This window comes from Robinsoniella sp. KNHs210 (genome assembly GCF_000686105.1).
Classification (GTDB): domain Bacteria; phylum Bacillota; class Clostridia; order Lachnospirales; family Lachnospiraceae; genus Robinsoniella; species Robinsoniella peoriensis.
This window is the reverse complement of record NZ_JMLZ01000002.1, coordinates 5,489,475-5,508,054: the sequence shown is the minus strand read 5'-3', so window position 1 is coordinate 5,508,054 and position 18,580 is coordinate 5,489,475. Positions and strand designations below refer to the sequence as shown.

General features: G+C 41.0%; 17 protein-coding genes. 3 read left to right on the top strand and 14 right to left on the bottom strand.

From position 1 onward, the window contains the following. Positions 1 to 158 precede the first annotated feature (158 nt). From CD03_RS0130385 to CD03_RS0130375, 3 genes are read left to right on the top strand one after another with little or no spacing between them, the layout of a single operon-like run. Positions 159 to 530, top strand: a complete 372-nt coding sequence (locus CD03_RS0130385; RefSeq protein ID WP_242849195.1) for a GntR family transcriptional regulator — start codon at positions 159 to 161, stop codon at positions 528 to 530. Continuing rightward, on the top strand, positions 527 to 1,399 hold the full coding sequence (locus tag CD03_RS35365) for an ATP-binding cassette domain-containing protein (RefSeq protein WP_052378057.1): 873 nt from the start codon (positions 527 to 529) through the stop codon (positions 1,397 to 1,399). Before CD03_RS0130385 ends, CD03_RS35365 begins: the two co-directional genes overlap by 4 nt. Next, positions 1,399 to 2,049, top strand: a complete 651-nt coding sequence (locus tag CD03_RS0130375) for a hypothetical protein (protein WP_027296833.1) — start codon at positions 1,399 to 1,401, stop codon at positions 2,047 to 2,049. Before CD03_RS35365 ends, CD03_RS0130375 begins: the two co-directional genes overlap by 1 nt. Before the next feature lie 80 nt (positions 2,050 to 2,129). Here the strand turns inward: CD03_RS0130375 and CD03_RS0130370 are convergent, their stop codons facing one another. From CD03_RS0130370 to CD03_RS0130300, 14 genes are all read right to left on the bottom strand, one after another. Then, positions 2,130 to 3,080, bottom strand: a complete 951-nt coding sequence (locus CD03_RS0130370; RefSeq protein WP_027296832.1) for an alpha/beta hydrolase — start codon at positions 3,078 to 3,080, stop codon at positions 2,130 to 2,132. Next, entirely contained in the window at positions 3,077 to 4,174 is a 1,098-nt protein-coding gene (locus tag CD03_RS35360) for a glycosyltransferase family 2 protein (RefSeq protein ID WP_063837266.1), read from the bottom strand. The genes CD03_RS0130370 and CD03_RS35360 overlap by 4 nt, the downstream gene beginning before the upstream one ends. Positions 4,175 to 4,323: 149 nt before the next feature. After that, entirely contained in the window at positions 4,324 to 4,668 is a 345-nt protein-coding gene (locus tag CD03_RS0130355) for an EamA family transporter (protein ID WP_027296831.1), read from the bottom strand. Then, positions 4,661 to 5,026 (bottom strand): transporter, encoded by a 366-nt coding sequence (locus tag CD03_RS0130350; RefSeq protein ID WP_044289767.1) that lies wholly within the window; start codon positions 5,024 to 5,026, stop codon positions 4,661 to 4,663. The genes CD03_RS0130355 and CD03_RS0130350 overlap by 8 nt, the downstream gene beginning before the upstream one ends. Then, positions 5,016 to 6,221, bottom strand: coding sequence for an ATP-grasp domain-containing protein (locus tag CD03_RS0130345; protein WP_027296829.1), 1,206 nt, complete (start codon positions 6,219 to 6,221; stop codon positions 5,016 to 5,018). Before CD03_RS0130345 ends, CD03_RS0130350 begins: the two co-directional genes overlap by 11 nt. An 84-nt stretch (positions 6,222 to 6,305) precedes the next feature. Next, positions 6,306 to 7,451 carry an ATP-grasp domain-containing protein gene (locus CD03_RS0130340; RefSeq protein ID WP_027296828.1) on the bottom strand — a complete coding sequence of 382 codons (1,146 nt, stop codon included), beginning with the start codon at positions 7,449 to 7,451 and terminating at the stop codon, positions 6,306 to 6,308. 176 nt (positions 7,452 to 7,627) lie between these two features. After that, complete coding sequence (rpoD, locus tag CD03_RS0130335; protein ID WP_027296827.1) at positions 7,628 to 8,752, bottom strand: RNA polymerase sigma factor RpoD; 1,125 nt, start codon at positions 8,750 to 8,752, stop codon at positions 7,628 to 7,630. 62 nt (positions 8,753 to 8,814) lie between these two features. Beyond that, positions 8,815 to 9,273: a signal peptidase II gene (locus CD03_RS0130330; RefSeq protein WP_027296826.1), complete on the bottom strand. Its 459-nt coding sequence runs from the start codon at positions 9,271 to 9,273 to the stop codon at positions 8,815 to 8,817. Between the two features lie 4 nt (positions 9,274 to 9,277). After that, positions 9,278 to 10,753, bottom strand: a complete 1,476-nt coding sequence (gene clpX / locus CD03_RS0130325) for an ATP-dependent Clp protease ATP-binding subunit ClpX (protein ID WP_081820431.1) — start codon at positions 10,751 to 10,753, stop codon at positions 9,278 to 9,280. Between the two features lie 146 nt (positions 10,754 to 10,899). After that, positions 10,900 to 12,675 carry a S1C family serine protease gene (locus CD03_RS35355; protein ID WP_052378056.1) on the bottom strand — a complete coding sequence of 592 codons (1,776 nt, stop codon included), beginning with the start codon at positions 12,673 to 12,675 and terminating at the stop codon, positions 10,900 to 10,902. A 255-nt stretch (positions 12,676 to 12,930) separates the two neighbouring features. Beyond that, on the bottom strand, positions 12,931 to 14,757 hold the full coding sequence (glmS, locus tag CD03_RS0130315; RefSeq protein ID WP_027296824.1) for a glutamine--fructose-6-phosphate transaminase (isomerizing): 1,827 nt from the start codon (positions 14,755 to 14,757) through the stop codon (positions 12,931 to 12,933). Between the two features lie 23 nt (positions 14,758 to 14,780). Further along, positions 14,781 to 15,719: a glycosyltransferase gene (locus CD03_RS0130310; RefSeq protein ID WP_027296823.1), complete on the bottom strand. Its 939-nt coding sequence runs from the start codon at positions 15,717 to 15,719 to the stop codon at positions 14,781 to 14,783. Between the two features lie 4 nt (positions 15,720 to 15,723). Next, a complete protein-coding gene (locus tag CD03_RS35350; protein ID WP_052378055.1) occupies positions 15,724 to 17,151 on the bottom strand; it encodes an LCP family protein in 1,428 nt (475 codons plus the stop codon). Between the two features lie 25 nt (positions 17,152 to 17,176). After that, positions 17,177 to 18,577, bottom strand: coding sequence for an undecaprenyl-phosphate glucose phosphotransferase (locus CD03_RS0130300; protein WP_027296822.1), 1,401 nt, complete (start codon positions 18,575 to 18,577; stop codon positions 17,177 to 17,179). Positions 18,578 to 18,580: the final 3 nt, after the last annotated feature.

The following is an 18,580-nucleotide window of genomic DNA, read 5'->3' as shown; positions in this document are numbered from 1 at the left end:
ACAGTTGTCATAACTTTTTGGGGCAGCCTGTAAAAGAGGATATAATACAAGTAATACCTACCTCCCTTAAACAAAAGATTTTTGAATATTATAATTGACTTTAAACCGTGTCTATGGTATAGTCACAGTAAGAACGGAGGCGATTACGATTGAATATTATGATCTCACCTATTTCTGAAATTCCGATTTATGAGCAGATAAGGGAACAGGTAACGGAGCAGATCTTAAGTGGTAGAATTCCACCAGGTACCCAGCTTCCCTCCATCCGTATGCTGGCAAAGGAATGCAAAATCGGAATCATTACGGTGAAACGGGCTTATGAAGAGCTTTGTAAATCTGGAATAGCCGTCAGTATTAATGGAAAAGGCGTCTACGCCGCAGAACTGGATGCCTCTTTCATTAAAAATTCCTATCGTATGCAGCTGAAAGAGCAGCTGAAAGACGTTTATCACTACGCAAAAACAATCAGTTTTAGTAACGAAGATTTTATGAATCTGGTTCGGGAACTTGTAGAGGAGGAATCTATATGACATCATCCGCACTTATTTTAAATGACCTTGAAGTTCGCTTTTATGAAAATGATTTTAAATTATCGGACATCAATCTGGAGATAAAAACTGGTACTATTACCGGCCTGATCGGCAGGAATGGTGCCGGTAAAACTACTTTACTGAAAGCAATCATGGGACTTCAAAAATACCAAAAAGGGACCATCACTTATTTTGAAACTGACAAAAGCCTTAAGAATCCCCTAATCAAGGAGCGGCTTAGCTTTACCTCAAATGCCCTCGCTTATAACCCGCGGTTTTCTCCGGATCAGATCGCAAATGCAGTTGCACCCTTTTATAAGAATTTCAAATATGATTTGTTAGAAAAATATTTAGACTTGTTTCATTTGAATGAGGATCAGAGACTGGCAAACTTCTCCACAGGTATGCAGCGGAAATTTCAGGTCTTGCTGACTATTAGCTGTAATCCTGATTTACTGATACTGGATGAACCTACAGCAAACCTGGATACCGTGTCTAAGGATGATATTTTAGATATGGTGATGGATTTTATGCAGGATGAAGAGAAATCCATTCTTTTCTCCACCAATCTGACTGTGGATGTGGAACGGATTGCAGACTATGTTGTTTTTATGGAAAAAGGCAGAATTATATTTGCAGAGGAAAAAGATACACTACTGGAACAATACCAGCTATTCCACTGTCCAACGGAATGTATGACACCGGAATTCAAAAAAAATATTGTGGGTATGAAAGAAACCGCTTTTGGATATGAAGGTTTGATATCATCCAGCCATTCCGATATTGCCGGAACGAATACAGATGAAATACGATTTGTAAGAGCGGGATTCGATGATTTTATGAGATATTTTTCAGAGGAGGGTGCGTAATGGTAAAGGATATTTTAGCCTATCAGAAAATGGAGCGGGTTGCAGATGTGGGGCATACGCAAATTTTATCCTATATTTTGGTATGTTTTCTACTGGCGCAGACATTTTTCTTTGGAAATGGAGTTTTCTCCCTTACTTTATGGGTATTTATATATACAATACAGAAACTGAGAAGAGTTTACTTCGAGGAGCATTCCATTATGCGGTACGCTCCGCTGCATCAAAAAAGTATTGTACAAAACTTGCTGATTAAGGGCTATTTGTATATTTTACTTACATGTATATTTGACCAAACAGTTTTTACATTTGATTATCTAATATACATGTATTCACAGAGTTCACTGCCCGGTTTGATCAGTTCCTTACTCTTTTATTACTTTTCCTTTATTTTTGCCTGGTATGTTGCACTGATGATACTAACGATAGATAATAAGATTGTTCGCTACACACTTTTTATTGGTGAGGTAATATGTCTAATCATTGCCGTTACAGTAATTTATCCTACCCTTCACCAAAAATCCGGAGACTTAATTCTATTAATAGCCCAGTCTCCTTACTTTTACATTTACCCAATTATTACAGGCATTCTGGCGATTGGTACATCGGCTGCTGCCATCTGGCTTTTTACTTCAAAAATATATCAGACGTAAGTTATGTCTGACAGACCCTTTATCGTAGAGGTCCACAAGCAAATACACCCAGCTTGTGGACCATTTTAATTTCTATGCTTTTACTTAATATACTTTTTGGCAAATTTATCAACTGCATCCCAATAAGTCTTGCTGTCGGTTTTTCTGGCTTCACCGTGAGCTGCTCCGGGTATCACAAGCTTTTCTTTTTCACATACTGCTGCTTCATAAAGCTTATCCAGCATTGCAAAGGGTACAAAGGTATCCTGATCACCATGAATAAACATCGTTGGGGTATGGCTCTTTGCTACCTGCTTTACTGCACTTGCTTCTCCTAAAAAATATCCGGCACGGATTTTAACTACCAGAGAGGACACATTCAGTACCGGGAATGGAGGCAGCCCAAACATTTCATTTAGCTGGTGATCAAACTCATCCCAGACGGAAGTGTAACCACAGTCTTCCACCACTGCTTTTACCTGGGCGGGAAGATCTTCTTCTCCGGATGTCATCATCACCGTTGCCGCTCCCATAGAAACTCCCATCAGAAGTATCTGTGCATCTTCCTCTTCCGATATGATGGTATTCATCCATTTAATGATATCTCTTCTCTCCGGCCAGCCCATACCGATTAATTTTCCTTCACTCTGTCCATGGGCTCTGGCATCCGGTATTAAGACATTATAATTATTTTCATAGAAATGTTTTCCATAAATGGCCATATCAGCTGCTTCGCCCTTGTAGCCATGGCAGAGAACGACGTATTTGTTGGAAGGCTTTTTTGCATCTACTTTATATGCATGAAGCTTTAAGGAATCATCACTGGTCATCCAGACATCCTCGGCTTCCCCGGAAAGCCAGGATCCGGCAGCATCCTTTTCATCATCATCCGGCGTTTTTTCCATCTCATCATCAGATTCAACTCCATTGGTAACGCTGGGATTTAAGGCATAATCGCAAAAATAATTGCCTATGAATCCAAGAACCACTACTATCACCAGTACAAGAACCGTAACAATCCCAATGATCAGTTTCTTTTTTTTGTTTTTCATTCTGTTTCTCCCCGGTCTGTGGTTGCCGCTACTTCGTTTTCCTGATATTCTTTCGTTTCTATTTCTGTCCGGACTTGTGACCTCATTTCCACATCTACTTGTGGTTTTATTTCCGGTTTTATTTCCAGTTTCATTTGCTGTTCCATCTCAGGTTTTATTTCCGGTTTTTTCGCTGTCACGTTGATTGTCTCACGGACGACATATTGGGGGGTTTTATTCAGATTCAGCATAATTTTCCCAATATACTCTCCCACGATCCCCAGCATAAACAGTACGATGCCAAAGAACAGGAACATGGCGCACATAAGGGAAGACCAGCCCAGAACCATCGTTGGATCTAAGATCCGGCGCACAAACACAACCAATGCCCCGATTACACCGATAACTGCAAAGATGCCTCCCAGCAACATGGAAATCCGCAAGGGGATTACCGTATAATTAATACAGGATAAGAATAACCGGAATAACTTTTTGAAGGTGTAGTTGGAAGTACCCACCTCACGGCTGAAATGTTCGATATCCACATTTGCAATGTGGTTTGTGGTACGGTAAAACAATACCTGCAGGTATAAATTATAGTTGTCATATTTGATAATTTCATCTCTGACATATTTCTTGGCAAGCCAAAAACTGCATGCCGTAATGCCCTTTGGTCTTTCGATCATATGCCATACAATAAAATCACTGATTTTGCTGGTCAGATTTTTAAGCCAGGAAAATTTCCGGGTCTGATATCTGCCATAGACCAGATCATAGCCTTCATTCATTTTCTCGATAAACTTATGGATCTGGGACGGATGCGTCTGCATATCATCGTCCATTCCCATTATCAGTTCGCCGTTTGTATGCTGAAGGCCAGCCATGATCGCATTATGCTGTCCAAAATTCTTAGCCAGATCAATTCCTTTCACAAAAGAATATTTATCGGCACAGCGTTTAATGGATTCATAAGTTTTGTCTTTTGAATAATCATTAACCAGTACGAATTCACACTCGTAACCATCTATTTTTTTAAATTCCTCTACGCATAAATCCACTACCTTCTCAATGGTATCCTGGGAATTATAGCAGGGAATCACAATCGATATTAACATTTAAGTACTCCTTTATTTCTGCTTGCAGAGAGCCAAACAGGCATGCCTGCATTTGCTTTTTGCGGCTGCAGCGAGGGACTTTTCCCAACCGCCTGCGGCTGCATATTTAACGTCCCGCCAGCTTACTGCGGGTATATGACCTGTGTCAGCTACATAGAAAATACTAATATTCCCACGAGTATGACCAGTATTCCGATTAATTTTTTCTTTGGAAAGCGCTCTTTCAAAAAGAAATAACCCATTACGGATACAAATATGTAACTGGTAGATTCTAAAATGGGTGCCATGGAAAGCGGTACATAGCGCAGTGCGAACATGGTCAGCAGCGTTGATAAAAAGAACAGCCCGTATGCAAAGATAACCAGGGGATTCAAATATTCAAATAACATGCTCTTATACTTCTTCATCGTAGCCTTCTTCAACATAATCTGGGAGATTGCAGAAATCAGAACCGATGATAATAAAATACAGATGGAAATATTGAGCTTACTCATCAGAAGTCACCACCAGATATATTCCAAAAAAGATAATCCCTGCTCCCAGCAGCATGTTCCATGTGATTACCTCCCCAAATATTATTTTACCGAAAATCATTCCCCAGATCAGAGTTACCGGCTTGTTTGCAAAAGCTACCGTCAGCGGGATACGCTTTAATATCTGCTGCCAGATAAATGCATAAACGAACATAATCACCAGTACAAGACTATAGTAACCGCAAAATTCCAGAGATAAAAACTTCTGATTTGCAGCCATCTTAGATGCCACTCCGCTTAAAGAACTAAACAGCAGACTGATATGCAGAACCGTAAATAATTTTATATAGAACCATTTGTTTTTTGTCTTATCTGCCATATTCGTTATCCACTTCTATGGTGATTTTGGACATCACTTCTTCTAAACGCTCCCTGCATGCCTGCAAGGTATCACCTTTTATAATAATCTGACCGATTCTGTCCCTGCCATTGTTATATTTATTCACCTGATCCCCTTCCCGGATGTTAAAGGACAAATCTATAATATCCTGGGAAGGCTCATTTTCGTTTACAAGTCTGGTAACCGTTCCGGTCTTATCGGAAATTAATATCTTTGAAAGATTCGGCACCGGACGAATCATGGAAGCACGAATAAACAGAGCCCGGACATCCAGTCCCATTGCCAGCATGGCAATGATTTCATAATAGTGTATCCCATAGTATATACTCACTAATTCCGGCAGGCAGGTAGCTCCTGCTCTTGCAGTGATTTCAATTACGTATACTTTTCCATCCTTCAATATAAGATCACAGTTAACCGGGCAATTGTCAATTCCCAGTGCACGGACAGCTTTTCCTACTTCCTTTGAAATCTGGGGTGAAAGCTGGTTAATATTCTCAAGGGGTACATAATGTCCAACAGGGGTAGGCGTAAAACCCTGATAGGCATCAATTCCGTTTGGAAGCATAAATACAAGTTCTCCGTCCTGAATCATCGCCTCAGTACCGAAAATTGTACCTTCAATAAACTCTTCCACCAGACAGTAATCCTTCCCGGTTGCTTCCATTGTTTTACCGTAATTTGCAATGGCTTCCTCTTTTGTATTACTTCTAAAGATTCCTCTGCTGCCCATCAGGTCAACTGCTTTCACAATAACAGGAAAGCTAAGTTCCTCTAATGCCCTTTCCAGTTCCTCCTGATTTTTCACCAGTCGGAACCGGGCGGTACTTACAGCTTCTTTCTCGAAAGCTTTTTTCATTTTCCATTTATTTACAGAGCAGCATGCCGTTTCGTATCCCGGTCCCTTAAGTCCCATCTTGTCACATACATAACCAATAGCCGGCACCCCGGTATCCAGGCAGCAGGTGGTAATTCCATCTATCTGTAACTTCCTGGCATATTCCAAAACCTCCTCCGGCTTTGAAATATCGGCATAGCAGAACTCGTCTGCCTCTTCAAAACCAGGAAAATCACCTGGTATGCTTGCGGCGATTGTATAAAATCCCAGTTTTTTTGCCGCCCTGATTAGCGGTACCTGAGAATAGCTTGCGCCTAATATCATTAATTTTTTCATATTCTTTTCCTCGGTTTCCTGTCTGTATTAATCCCCTGGAGCATGTTTGCAAATACTTCCTTCTAATAATGAAGAATCCAGTTTTTATAGGAGCGCTTCAATCTCCTGCATATGGGAAAAGTCCCCGGTTTTTATAATGTAAAAGCCAAATCGGCTTCCACTGTCAACCACCTTATGAGAACCAATTTCCCCGATCTCGCTGGTAAATACTATATTTTCTGGATATTTTGCTTTTATATGCCTGTATTTCTCCATATCACCGGTTCCTAAAATAAACTGGATTCTGGCAAAGTGATTAAGCGGCTCTTCCAGCAGCCCTGGTCTCTCACCCAAAGCAGTCTGAATTACCATTTTCAGATAATCCTGTCCGGTGGAAAGTGGAACGAGATGGGAACCGATACAATCTCCGCCCATACGTGACCCTATTTCAATGATTTTCACTTCCTGCCTGCTGTTAATTCGAAATTCCGAGTGGGATGCCCCATTTCGGATTTCAAGGGCATCCAGAGCCTTTCCAAGCTCCCGGAATACCTTCGCTTCTGTCTCAGGGGGCAGACCGGAGGGTTCCAGGTGACCTGTTTCAATAAAATGAGGTGCCCCGGTAGTATACTTTCTGGTAATTGCCAAAAAGGTATGCTGTCCTTCATAGCTGATTCCTTCACAACTGAATTCTTCTCCGTCAATATACTCTTCTAAAATCGCCTTCTTTTCAAAAGAATTAGAGATGGCTGCCGTAATTGCCCCTTCTAGCTCTTCTTCCCGGAAAACCTTGGTAATCGCCCTGCTGCCGGACCGGTCCGTGGGTTTGACGATAATTGGAAATGTCATTCCCTGGGGCAGTTCCACATTTCGTTTCTCATCCACCACCGTAAATAACGGCGCCGAAATATGATTTTTTACAAATGCCCTGCGCATTTCATATTTATTAGTGGAATACAAGATACATCTGTCGCTGTTTGCACAAAGTCCCAGGCGTACCGCAAGATACTGTACGGTAATATTCGCCAGGTCAGAACCGATACTGGCTACCGCATCCGGTCTGATCTTTTTGCATTCCTTCAGTATTACATCTTTTTCCACAATACTTACCGGATAGAAATAATCTGCTGTCTGTTCTCCGACAGCCCCTTCCTTCCATGCAAACACATGGGTCTGGTATCCCATCTCTTTCGCTTTTAATATCAGAGGGTTTTGAAAATCATTTGCTCCGATAATGACAATTTTTTTCATAATAACCTTTCCTATGATTATTCATCCACACATTATAACCAATGACAAACCGTATCAGTACAACAAAAGCGGGACCAGGGAGCTTCTGTAATGAGGCTCCCGAATCCCGTTATCTTGCTCAAAAGTGTATTTGAAATTCATTACACCAGCCTGCACGCCCAAATGCTGTCTAATCTTTAAATAAGAAAATCTTTAAGTCTTTTACTACGAGACGGATGACGCAGCTTGCGCAGTGCTTTCGCCTCTATCTGCCTGATACGTTCTCTGGTAACGTTAAATTCTTTACCGACTTCTTCCAGTGTTCTTGCTCTTCCATCTTCCAGTCCAAAACGCAGTTTAACTACCTGACGCTCTCTGTCCGTAAGGGATTCCAGTGCAGTGCCAAGCTCTTCTCTAAGCATGGAGAACGCTGCAGAGTCTGCAGGTGAAAGTGCTGAATCATCTTCTATAAAGTCACCTAAATGACTATCATCCTCTTCACCTATGGGTGTATCAAGAGAAACCGGATCTCTGGAAATTTTCAGAACTTCTCTTACTCTTCCAACCGGAACATTCAATCTCTCCGCTACTTCCTCAGCGGTTGGTTCTCTTCCTAATTCCTGTAACAGGGTTCTGGTCATACGAAGGGTCTTGTTGATCGTCTCTACCATATGTACCGGAACACGAATGGTTCTTCCGGTATCGGCAATACCACGTGTAATCGCCTGACGTATCCACCAGGTAGCATAAGTACTGAACTTATATCCTTTGGTATAATCGAACTTGTCCACAGCCTTCATAAGCCCCATATTTCCTTCCTGAATCAAATCCAGGAAAGGCATACCGCGGCCAACATATTTTTTAGCAATACTGACTACCAGACGCAGATTTGCCTCTGTCAGTGATTTTTTAGCTTCTTCATCGCCATTTTCCACACGTTTTGCCAGTTCTACTTCTTCTTCTGTACTAAGCAGAGGCACATTACCGATTTCCTTCAGATACATACGTACCGGATCTTCTGTACTGACGCCTTCCAGGACATCAACATCATCGATAATTTCAACTTCCTCTTCTTCACCTAACAGCAGATCATCATCATTTTCAATCAGTAATTCTTCTGCTTCATCTTCTGCAGAACCATGTAATACATCAATATTGCTCTTTTCCAAGTATTCTAATATTGCATCCATCTTGTCTTCACTGAGCTCAATTCCTGCAAAAGCATCATTGATTTCTTTGTATTCAATTACATTTTTTTTACCTTTTGCTTTTTCGACAAGTCCCTTTAATGCTTTTGAAAATTGTTCTTGTAATTCATCCATAAACTTTCTTTTCTCCTCTATGGTATTCCTACAGATTACCATAACATTTTTGACATATCCTGTCAACTTTTGTTCCTGAGATTCCACAAAATAAATAAAAAAGATCCCGCAAAAATGCATATATCCGATATATTAAACACAATTTGGCGAAACTTTTTCCATTTTGTCTGAAAGCTGAAGTAGTCTACTACGTATCCACGCTTTATCCTGTCGTAAATATTGCTTGCTGCACCTCCGAGCACCAGGGCGAATCCGGTTTTTAATAACCCCATTCCTTTTTTACCCAGAAGCCAGAGATAAGCGAACAGGACTCCCACCGTCATCCCGGTGGAAAGCCCGGCTACAAACTCCTGCTTTTTATCCAGAAAATTCAACATAGCGCCTTTGTTATGGTATTTGTGAAGAATGATTTTACCGCCCAGTATTTCTTCATCTTCTCCAATTTCTCTGGTTTTCTCAATTTTGTCTTTTATTAAAAAATCAGTGATAAATATAATTACCGGTATCAGAATGTATATCATAAGCTTATCCCTCCAGAGCAGGCACTCCGCGCATGGTGATCAGCGGTCCTCCCGTATGTTCAATATAAGCTTTCGTAATTGTTACATTGCCTATATTATCGTCTTTTGGAATCTCATACATAATATCCAGCATAAACTCTTCAATAATAGCCCGAAGCGCCCTGGCTCCTGTCTTCTTTTCCAATGCTTTTTTAGCGATGGATGCCAGTGCTTCATCATCAAAATCCAATTTCACTTCGTCTAATGCAAGCAGCTTCTGATATTGTTTTAAAATAGCATTTTTAGGCTCTTTTAAAATTTGTACAAGCATCTCCTCTGTCAATCCCTGTAAGGTATATACAATAGGGAGACGCCCGATAAATTCAGGGATCATACCAAATGTTCTGATATCATCCAGTGTCACTTTTTCCAGGATGTTGGGATCCTCATCATATTTGTCTTTCAGGTCCGCACGGAAACCAACCGATGCCTGCTTGTTTAACCGTTCTTTGATAATGTCTTCCAGTCCCGGGAAAGCTCCGCCGCAGATAAACAGAATATTTCTGGTGTTTACCGTTGTAAGAGGTACCATGGCATTTTTACTGTTTGCCCCTACCGGAACTTCTACATCCGCACCTTCTAACAGTTTTAACATTCCCTGCTGTACGGATTCTCCGCTGACATCTCTCTGATTGGTATTCTTCTTCTTGGCAATCTTATCAATTTCATCTATAAATACGATTCCTCTTTCCGCTTTCTCCACATCATTGCCGGCAGCTGCCAGAAGTTTGGAAATTACGCTTTCGATATCATCGCCAATATAACCCGCTTCCGTCAGGGATGTGGCATCTGCAATGGCAAGGGGAACATCCAAAAGCCTTGCAAGGGTTTTGACAAGATATGTTTTACCACTGCCGGTAGGTCCGATCATAAGCATATTGGACTTCTCAATTTCAATGTCATCCATATTTCCGGTTGCCACTCTCTTGTAATGGTTGTATACCGCAACGGATATTACTTTCTTTGCCTTTTCCTGACCAATAACATATTCGTCCAGACTGGCTTTGATCCTGTGAGGTGCGGGAATTGATTTTACATCAAATTCCTTCTTAGGCTCCTCCTTGGGCTTTTTCTTCTTGACCTTCTGCTGGTTTGGTATTTTATTCGTAAGCTCTGACAGATTTACCATATTAATGTTTGACATATTCATCAGATCATTATATGGAATATTTCCATTGTTCATGGTATCAAATGCCTTCTGCATACATTCCGAACAGATATGAATACTGTTGGGAAGATTTACCATTTTTCCGGCTTTGCTTTCCGGCCGTCTGCATATAAAACAGACCTCTTCATATTCATCGTCATCCGGTTTTTCTTTATTTTTTTCTGTCTTTGCTTTTTCCTCAGTCTCTGTAATATCTGCTGTTATATCTTCATCATCAGAGTCAACAGCATCCACTACATCTTTATCATATATTTCATCTTTTTTATCTGACATATTATTTCCTCTCTTTTGCACAAACTACTACAAGTAACTATATCATAGACAAAAAGCTCGCACAAGTGAAGATTTTATAAAATCTATAAAAAACCGTTCCAGGATCTCCAAATCCTGGAACGGTTATACTATTCTGCTAATGACACTTAATTATTAAAGTTGAAGAACTGCTCCATTCCATTACCGCCCTGATTTGGAATCATTGGGGTCATCTGATCCTGCTGTGACTGCCCGTTTGAGGAATCTTCACTCTGGGGATTTGTATTATTGCTGGTTGTATCAGCACTCTGCTTATCTAATGTGATGCTGACTGTTCTGGCTTTGTATTCACCGCCATCGGCTGCCTGAACCTCTAAATCAATTGTTTCCCCTGCTTTGTAATAATTCATTCTGTCATATAAATCATTCGCAGATGTTATGGAAATACCGTCAATCTTTGTAACAATATCCCCTTTTATCAGACCAGCTTTTTCTGCTGCTGAACCTTCTACTACTTCATATAAAAAGGCACCGGACGGCATATTATATACCTGTTTTGCTTCTTCAGAAACATCCACCGGTTTCACACCCATATAACCTTTTTCGCTACTTTCCACTTTTGATCTGGTAGTACGGTTCATTAAATCATCTAAGATCGGTTTTGCAGTATTAATCGGTATCGCATATCCCATCCCCTCTACTCCTGAAGATGCTGCTTTTACAGAATTGATTCCGATTAACTGACCGTTGATATTCAATAAAGCACCACCGCTGTTACCGAAGTTAATCGCTGCATCTGTCTGGATCAGACTGTTGGTAACTGTTCCGGATGTAGTCTCAACACTGACTTCACGGTTTAATGCGCTGATAATACCGGATGTAACGGACTGTCCATAGCCAAGTGCATTACCAATTGCAATTGCCTGCTGTCCAACCTGTAAGTTATCAGAATCACCGATTTCAGCTATTTTAACCTGATTTAATACATCTGCCGGAATATCACTTAACTGTACTGCTACCATTGCCAGATCATGTTCCGGATCCGTTCCTTTTACCTGTGCCTGAACTACTTTATCTTCCTGATTTTCCACATTTACGGTAAAACATACGGTCAGGTTTTCGGAACCTTCTACTACGTGGTTATTTGTTGCAATCAGTAACTCCTTGTCATTTTTACCAATGATAATACCTGAGCCGCTGCTCTCTTCTTCCTGTGCCTGAGTTCCATAAAAATATGTCTGTACTTCTTTTACCGTTTTACTGGTAATTGCTACAATGGAAGGCATTGCATTTTCGGCAACCTTTGCCACATCAGTGGATGATGTACTGACTGTGCTGCCTTCTGCAGTCTTATTCAGCTCATTCACTGTTCCTGTTGAACTGATTTTCGCTTCTGTTTGCTTTGTCTGCGGGAATACTTTTCCACCTACATAATCTGTAATCTGGAAGGATGCGCTTGCCACTACACCGAATACAACTGCTACCGATGCTGCCACTGCAATTTTGGACATCATGGATTTTTTCTTTTTCGGTTTTTCATAGCGGGGCGGATTCGGGTTCTGGCCGCCTGTCTGATAGGAGCCATAAGAGTGCTGCTGTTGTCCCTGCTGATCCTGCTGCTGTTCTTCTTCCTGTCTGTTATCCCGGTCATAAGCGTAATGATAAAATGAATTATTCTGAGCCTGCCCGTTTTGATTCTGGGAACTTGTCATTTGATTATCTGGCTGTGCATATGCCTGTTCCTCAGCTGTGTCAGCAGTTTCTGATGTTTCCTGCGACTCTATGGTATCTGCAGTCTCATCTGCATCGTAAACCATATTCTCGTTTGACGGCTGTGCATCACTTTGTTCATACACTTCGTCCTGTCTGTATCCTTCTCCTGAATTAGAAGGAGTACCTCCTGTTACATTGTTTTGTTCTTTATCGTTAAATTCATCATACATTTGAATTACCTCCTCGTATTTTTCCTCTTTGTTATTTTCTGGTATCAGTTTAACAACCAAATGTGTTCAATCTGTGATAAATGTTTTAAAAAAATTTGAAACGACAAAAATATCAAAAAATGTTGAAAATAAATATGGACGCAGTACTTTAGGAGTTACGGACTGCATTTAAAATCCTGTATTTCCTATTGTACTGCGCCCGTACTGATTCTATACAGAAACAATATACGTATGCATATACTTACATTTATTCCACTATTCTACGGTAACAGACTTTGCCAGATTTCTCGGCTTATCTACATCACAGCCTTTGCCCAGAGCTACATAATAGCCGAACAGCTGCAGCGGAATAATCGCCAGTGAATTGGCAAAATACTGGTTTGTCTTCGGTATGTAGATTACATAATCAGCCGTTTTCTCCACATCAGTGTGGTCTGCATTTGTAACTGCCAGAAGGAATGCCCCTCTTGTCTTTACTTCCTGCATGTTACTGATCATTTTTTTGTAAAGGTCTTCCTGGGTAAGCACTGCTGCTACCAGCGTTCCCTCTTCAATCAGGGATATTGTGCCATGCTTTAACTCACCTGCTGCATAAGCCTCAGAATGGATATAGGAGATTTCTTTTAACTTTAAAGAGCCTTCCAGGGAAATGGAATAATCAATTCCTCTTCCGATAAAAAATACGTCTTTTGCGGCAATATAACGATTGGCAAAACGCTGAATCTTTTCTTTGTTATTTAAAAGCATTTCAATCTGCTGAGGCAGCCTTTTCAGTTCCCTGATGTACTCTTCCATCTGGCTATCTGTCACCTTACCTCTTACATGGGCAAATTTTAATGCCAGTAAATACTGGGCAATCAGCTGGGTGCTGTATGCTTTCGTGGTTGCTACTGCTATTTCCGGACCAGCCCAGGTATACATTACATTGTCCGCTTCCCGTGCTATGGAACTTCCCACTACATTTACAATTCCCAATACCTTAATGCCATGCGCCTTAGCCTCACGGAGTGCAGCCAGAGAATCTGCAGTCTCACCGGACTGGCTAACGATAATTGCCATGGTATCCGGCTCAAAAATCGGATTGCGGTAACGGAATTCGCTGGCCAGATCTACTTCTACCGGAATTCTAGCCAGACCTTCAAATACATATTTTGCAGTGACACCGGTGTGATAAGCGGAACCGCAGGCAATAATATAAATTTTACGAATTGCCTTAATTTCTTCTTCGGTCATTCCCAGTTCTTCAATTACAATTTCATTTCCTTTAATTCTTGGATTCAATGTATCGGTAACCGCTTTTGGCTGTTCATACATTTCTTTTAACATGAAATGCTCATATCCGCCTTTTTCCGCAGCACTGATATCCCATTGTATTTCTGTTGATTCTTTATCGATCTCTTCTTCATCAATATTATAGAAGGTCATGCCATCTTTCGTCAGCATAGCTATTTCTTCATTTTGGATAAAATAAACGTTTCTGGTGTACTTTAACACTGCGGGAACATCGGATGCAATCAGGTTGCCATCTTTGCTGTGTCCCACGATTAAGGGGCTGTCTTTACGAACGGCATAGATTTCGCCCGGATGTTCTTTAAACATGATTCCAAGGGCATAAGAACCTTCTACACGGTGCATAATCTTAGTAATCGCCTCTAACGGGTCACCTTTGTAGTAATAGTCCAGAAGATGGGCAATCACTTCGGTATCTGTCTCAGATAAAAATTCATACCCTTTAGACTGGAGCTTTTTCTTTAACTTTAAATAATTCTCGATAATTCCATTGTGTACAACTACGATGGAAGCATCTTTATTAAAATGTGGATGTGCATTCACATCAGACGGTGAGCCATGTGTTGCCCATCTCGTATGTCCGATTCCTGCCATCCCCGGCATAGTTGCGCCGCCGTGTGTCAGTTCATCCAGAATCTTCAGACGCCCGGTGGATTTCTTCATTTCAATTGAGGTACCGTCATAAACTGCTATTCCAGCAGAATCATAACCACGATATTCCAGTTTTGACAAGCCATCCAATAAAATTGGTGCTGCCTGACTCTCTCCTATATAACCAACAATTCCACACATAGTTGTTCCTCCTCATAATTCATTTAGCGGTTGCTTTGTTGTTGTTTCCAGTAATTAGGACTCATAGTGCATTTCAAAACCAGCCATTTCGGCAATCTCCTGTATCGTTTTCCTAAAAAGTATCCCAGGTATTTAAACCCGCTTTTCATTACCAGATCAGCGATCAGCCAGGGTTTATGGATTTTCATAAGATATGCAGCGGTCTGCTTCACCATTCGCATTCCCTCGCTCTCGGAACTTGCCATAGAAAATATCTGTGGATGGTCAGCCTGGGAGACAGCCAGATCAAAATTACGCTTAAACTGCATCATATTCCCATAGTTATGAGAGTGATATACCATAGCTTCTGCCACATATGCAATCTCTCTGCCGGATTTTATCATCTTTCCTGCCATAATCATATCTTCATTAAAGATTGTATGCTTTTCAAAACCTCCAAGTGCAGCGTACAGCTCCCTTCGGTATGCGGCACACACATTGGAACAAAAAAAGGTTTTTATTCCCAGAACGGGAAGATCCTCTTTTGATTTTACAACACTTTTATCTCCATAGTTAAAGGATCTTGTATAACGTTCAATAATCTTACAGTCATCGTTTGGAAGCTGCCTGGCATAGGCCGCACCCACAGATTCACGCTCGAACGCTTTTACCAGGGACGAAACCAGAAATTCATCTTTTGGCATGGCATCCTGAGTCATGAACAATAAAATGTCCGTATCAGACATCGTGGCGGCTCTATTTCTAGTGCCGCCATGATTAAATTCTTCTGCAGATAAATGGTGGATTTCCACCCCCGGCATTTTCTCATAAATCCCTGCTTTCGGGAAATACTTTTTCTCTGTATTCATAATACGAATACAATGTATGGGATAATCCTGCCTGGTTAATATCTGCATCAGCATATGAAATTGTTTTCCCGGCTTATAAGTCGGGATGATAACATCAACTGTATAATTTTTCATAGGTTTATTGAATTCCTGTTTCGTTAATGATCTTGTTACTGATTTCCTGTACCGTATTGGAAGGTGTATAGCCATCGCTGCCGAATAGATACGTATGAAGTTCTTTTACATTCTGAGCCAGATTAACAGGTACTACACAGTCGCCTGCGGCAATATTAGCCGGCATCTGCTCGAACGGGAAACCGGTCGTATCACTCATGTTATAAGAAGCGATGTCTTTTGCAAGACTAGCCATCTCGGTAACACTTAAACTTGTGGAAATATTATCAAACACACTGTCTATAATTTTATTTAATTCCAAAAGATTTGCTGTTTTTGCCTTTTTAAAGATCTGCTCTAATACAGTTCTCTGACGTTCTGTACGCTTAAAGTCATCTCCGGCTGTATAACGGATTCTGCAGTAAGATAATGCCTGTAAACCATTTAATGTCTGAAGGCCTGTTGTTTCCACGGGGACAATTTCCAATCCCGTTACTTCGGATCCTTCTACCTGATAATTATTCAGGTGAACAATCTCATCTTCCTGTATATCGATTTCCACACCGCCCAGTGCATTTACCACTTCTGCAACTGCATTGAAGTTAACCGTAACATAATCGGTGATATCCATGTCCAGATTTTTATTAATCATATTCATAGAACGTTTCGGTCCGCCAAACTGATAACACTCTGTTGCTTTCCGATATTCACCGTTCGTGTTGTCTAAGTAAGTATCGCGGTAAATAGAAACCAGTTTAATGTCCTTTGTTTCGTTGTTAATACTTGCCACCATAATCGTATCACTACGGGAGTCTGTTGTAGACGCATCCCTGGAATCCACGCCAAATAGAGCTATGTTCCGGTAACCCTTCATGACCGCTGCCTGCTCAGAAGGAATCTCTGAGTTAATAATAATATCGCCTTCTGCAATATCTTCTGTTTTTAATTTACTGAATTTAGCAGCAACAAATAATCCTACTGCAAGTACCAGCAGAACAAGTATTTCAATTACAAAAATGATTCTTCTTCTGGTTTTTCTCTTGGATGACTTCTTATCCTTTCCTCCCGGATATCCACCGGCAGGGGCTGCATTGCTGTTTTTCGGTTTTCTGCCCTTTGGCGCACCATTACCAGGCCCATTGTAAGGTCCGTTCTGATAAGGTCCATTCTGATATTGTCCGTTATAAGATCCATTCTGCTGGTACTGTCCATTGTTATACGGACCGTTTCCAGGACCATTGTACGGACCATTCTGGTATCCGTTATTCGGACCATTGTATGGGCCATTTTGATACTGCCCGTTGTTCGGACCGTTGTAAGGTCCATTTTGATAGGGACCATTATAAGGTCCGTTCTGGTATGGGCCATTATTTGGGCCGCTCTGATACGGACCATTATTCGGACGGCCCTGGTTTCTATTCTGGCTTTCGCGGTTTTTCTTTCGATCTGACATTTCATTCCCCTTCTCTAATTAATCTTTAATATGCATTTTTATTAACAAATCCTTTGAAAATCGTCAAAAAAAGGATTTTAATATCCAATCCCAAAGTCCAGTTCTCAATGTAGTACAAGTCATAATCTATACGGCGTCTGATAGAGGTATCTCCACGGTAACCATTAATCTGTGCCCATCCGGTCATCCCGGGCCGTACCTGATGCTTTATCATATAACGAGGTATTTCTTCTCTGAACTTTTCTACGAATTGCGGCCGCTCCGGCCTTGGTCCCACCAGGCTCATATCTCCTTTCAGGACATTAAAAAGCTGCGGAAGTTCATCAATACTGGTTTTCCGCATAAATTTTCCGATACCGGTAACACGCGGATCATTTTTAACCGTCCATGCGCGCTGTTCTGTGTTTGGCTTTTGTACCTCCATGGACCGGAACTTGTACATCATAAAAGGCTTGTTATGAAGCCCTACCCTCTCCTGCTTAAAGATAAGGGGACCCGGAGAAGTCAGCTTGATTACCCCGGTAACGATTAACATGACTGGAGAAAACAAAATAATTGCACAGGTTCCTCCCAGAATGTCAACTGCTCTTTTTACCATCATGTTAAATGTATTCGTAAGCGGGACGTGGCGGATATTAACAACCGGAAGTCCCAGAAGATCTTCTGTATATGGCTTTGTCGGAATTATATTATTATAATCCGGAATAAACTTTGTATGGACACCTGACTTTTCACATAAGGAAACAATACGTTCCAATTTGTAATATTCATTCAATCCCAGAGTAATCGCTATCTCATCCAGCCTGTTTTGCGGAAGTATTACCAGCAGATTATCTATTCGCCCAATAACCTTAATACCTTTATACATGGTTCCGCTTTCCACATTATCATCCAGGATACCGCGAATCAGATAACCCCATTGCGGATTTTCCTTCACCCGGTCTACAAACTCCTCTGCCGCCCGGCTGTATCCGACCAGAATAATATGCTTAAGATTCATTCCCTTTGCCCGCATATTCATCAATACTTTACGTATAAAATAACGGACCAGAATTTCCATGCCTATATTTAAGCCATAGAAAATGAAAAGCATCTTTCGCGAAAAGTTGTTTTCATGTATCATATATAAAATAAGTATAAACAGCAACAGTGCAATACTGTTTGCTTTCATGATATTACCAAATTCTAACCGCCTGCCCTGCACTCTTTTCGGAGTATAAAGGCTGAAAGCATAATAAAGCAGCAGCAGTCCTGGTATTAATGGAATTAATGCGGACATATAAGTTTGCACCGGAAGCTTACCTATATCCGGATCCTCCAGCAGCCAAAACTGGATAAACCATGCCGCTACGTAACTGACCGCAATAACACAGCCATCAATTACAACATGAAAGCGATTTAAATACTTTTGATTATCTTTAATCACTAA

Excerpts from the sequence above, each read along its gene's own strand:
- CD03_RS0130340 (WP_027296828.1), bottom strand. The coding sequence starts at position 7,451 with ATGAAAAAAATTGTCATTATCGGAGCAAATGATTTTCAAAACCCTCTG.
- CD03_RS35365 (WP_052378057.1), top strand. The coding sequence starts at position 527 with ATGACATCATCCGCACTTATTTTAAATGACCTTGAAGTTCGCTTTTAT.
- rpoD (WP_027296827.1), bottom strand. The coding sequence starts at position 8,752 with ATGGATGAATTACAAGAACAATTTTCAAAAGCATTAAAGGGACTTGTC.
- CD03_RS0130310 (WP_027296823.1), bottom strand. The coding sequence starts at position 15,719 with ATGAAAAATTATACAGTTGATGTTATCATCCCGACTTATAAGCCGGGA.
- CD03_RS0130385 (WP_242849195.1), top strand. The coding sequence starts at position 159 with ATGATCTCACCTATTTCTGAAATTCCGATTTATGAGCAGATAAGGGAA.
- CD03_RS0130350 (WP_044289767.1), bottom strand. The coding sequence starts at position 5,026 with ATGGCAGATAAGACAAAAAACAAATGGTTCTATATAAAATTATTTACG.
- CD03_RS35355 (WP_052378056.1), bottom strand. The coding sequence starts at position 12,675 with ATGTATGATGAATTTAACGATAAAGAACAAAACAATGTAACAGGAGGT.
- glmS (WP_027296824.1), bottom strand. The coding sequence starts at position 14,757 with ATGTGTGGAATTGTTGGTTATATAGGAGAGAGTCAGGCAGCACCAATT.
- CD03_RS0130345 (WP_027296829.1), bottom strand. The coding sequence starts at position 6,221 with ATGAAAAAATTAATGATATTAGGCGCAAGCTATTCTCAGGTACCGCTA.
- CD03_RS0130355 (WP_027296831.1), bottom strand. The coding sequence starts at position 4,668 with ATGAGTAAGCTCAATATTTCCATCTGTATTTTATTATCATCGGTTCTG.
- clpX (WP_081820431.1), bottom strand. The coding sequence starts at position 10,753 with ATGTCAGATAAAAAAGATGAAATATATGATAAAGATGTAGTGGATGCT.
- CD03_RS35360 (WP_063837266.1), bottom strand. The coding sequence starts at position 4,174 with ATGTTAATATCGATTGTGATTCCCTGCTATAATTCCCAGGATACCATT.
- CD03_RS0130330 (WP_027296826.1), bottom strand. The coding sequence starts at position 9,273 with ATGATATACATTCTGATACCGGTAATTATATTTATCACTGATTTTTTA.
- CD03_RS35350 (WP_052378055.1), bottom strand. The coding sequence starts at position 17,151 with ATGTCAGATCGAAAGAAAAACCGCGAAAGCCAGAATAGAAACCAGGGC.
- CD03_RS0130375 (WP_027296833.1), top strand. The coding sequence starts at position 1,399 with ATGGTAAAGGATATTTTAGCCTATCAGAAAATGGAGCGGGTTGCAGAT.
- CD03_RS0130370 (WP_027296832.1), bottom strand. The coding sequence starts at position 3,080 with ATGAAAAACAAAAAAAAGAAACTGATCATTGGGATTGTTACGGTTCTT.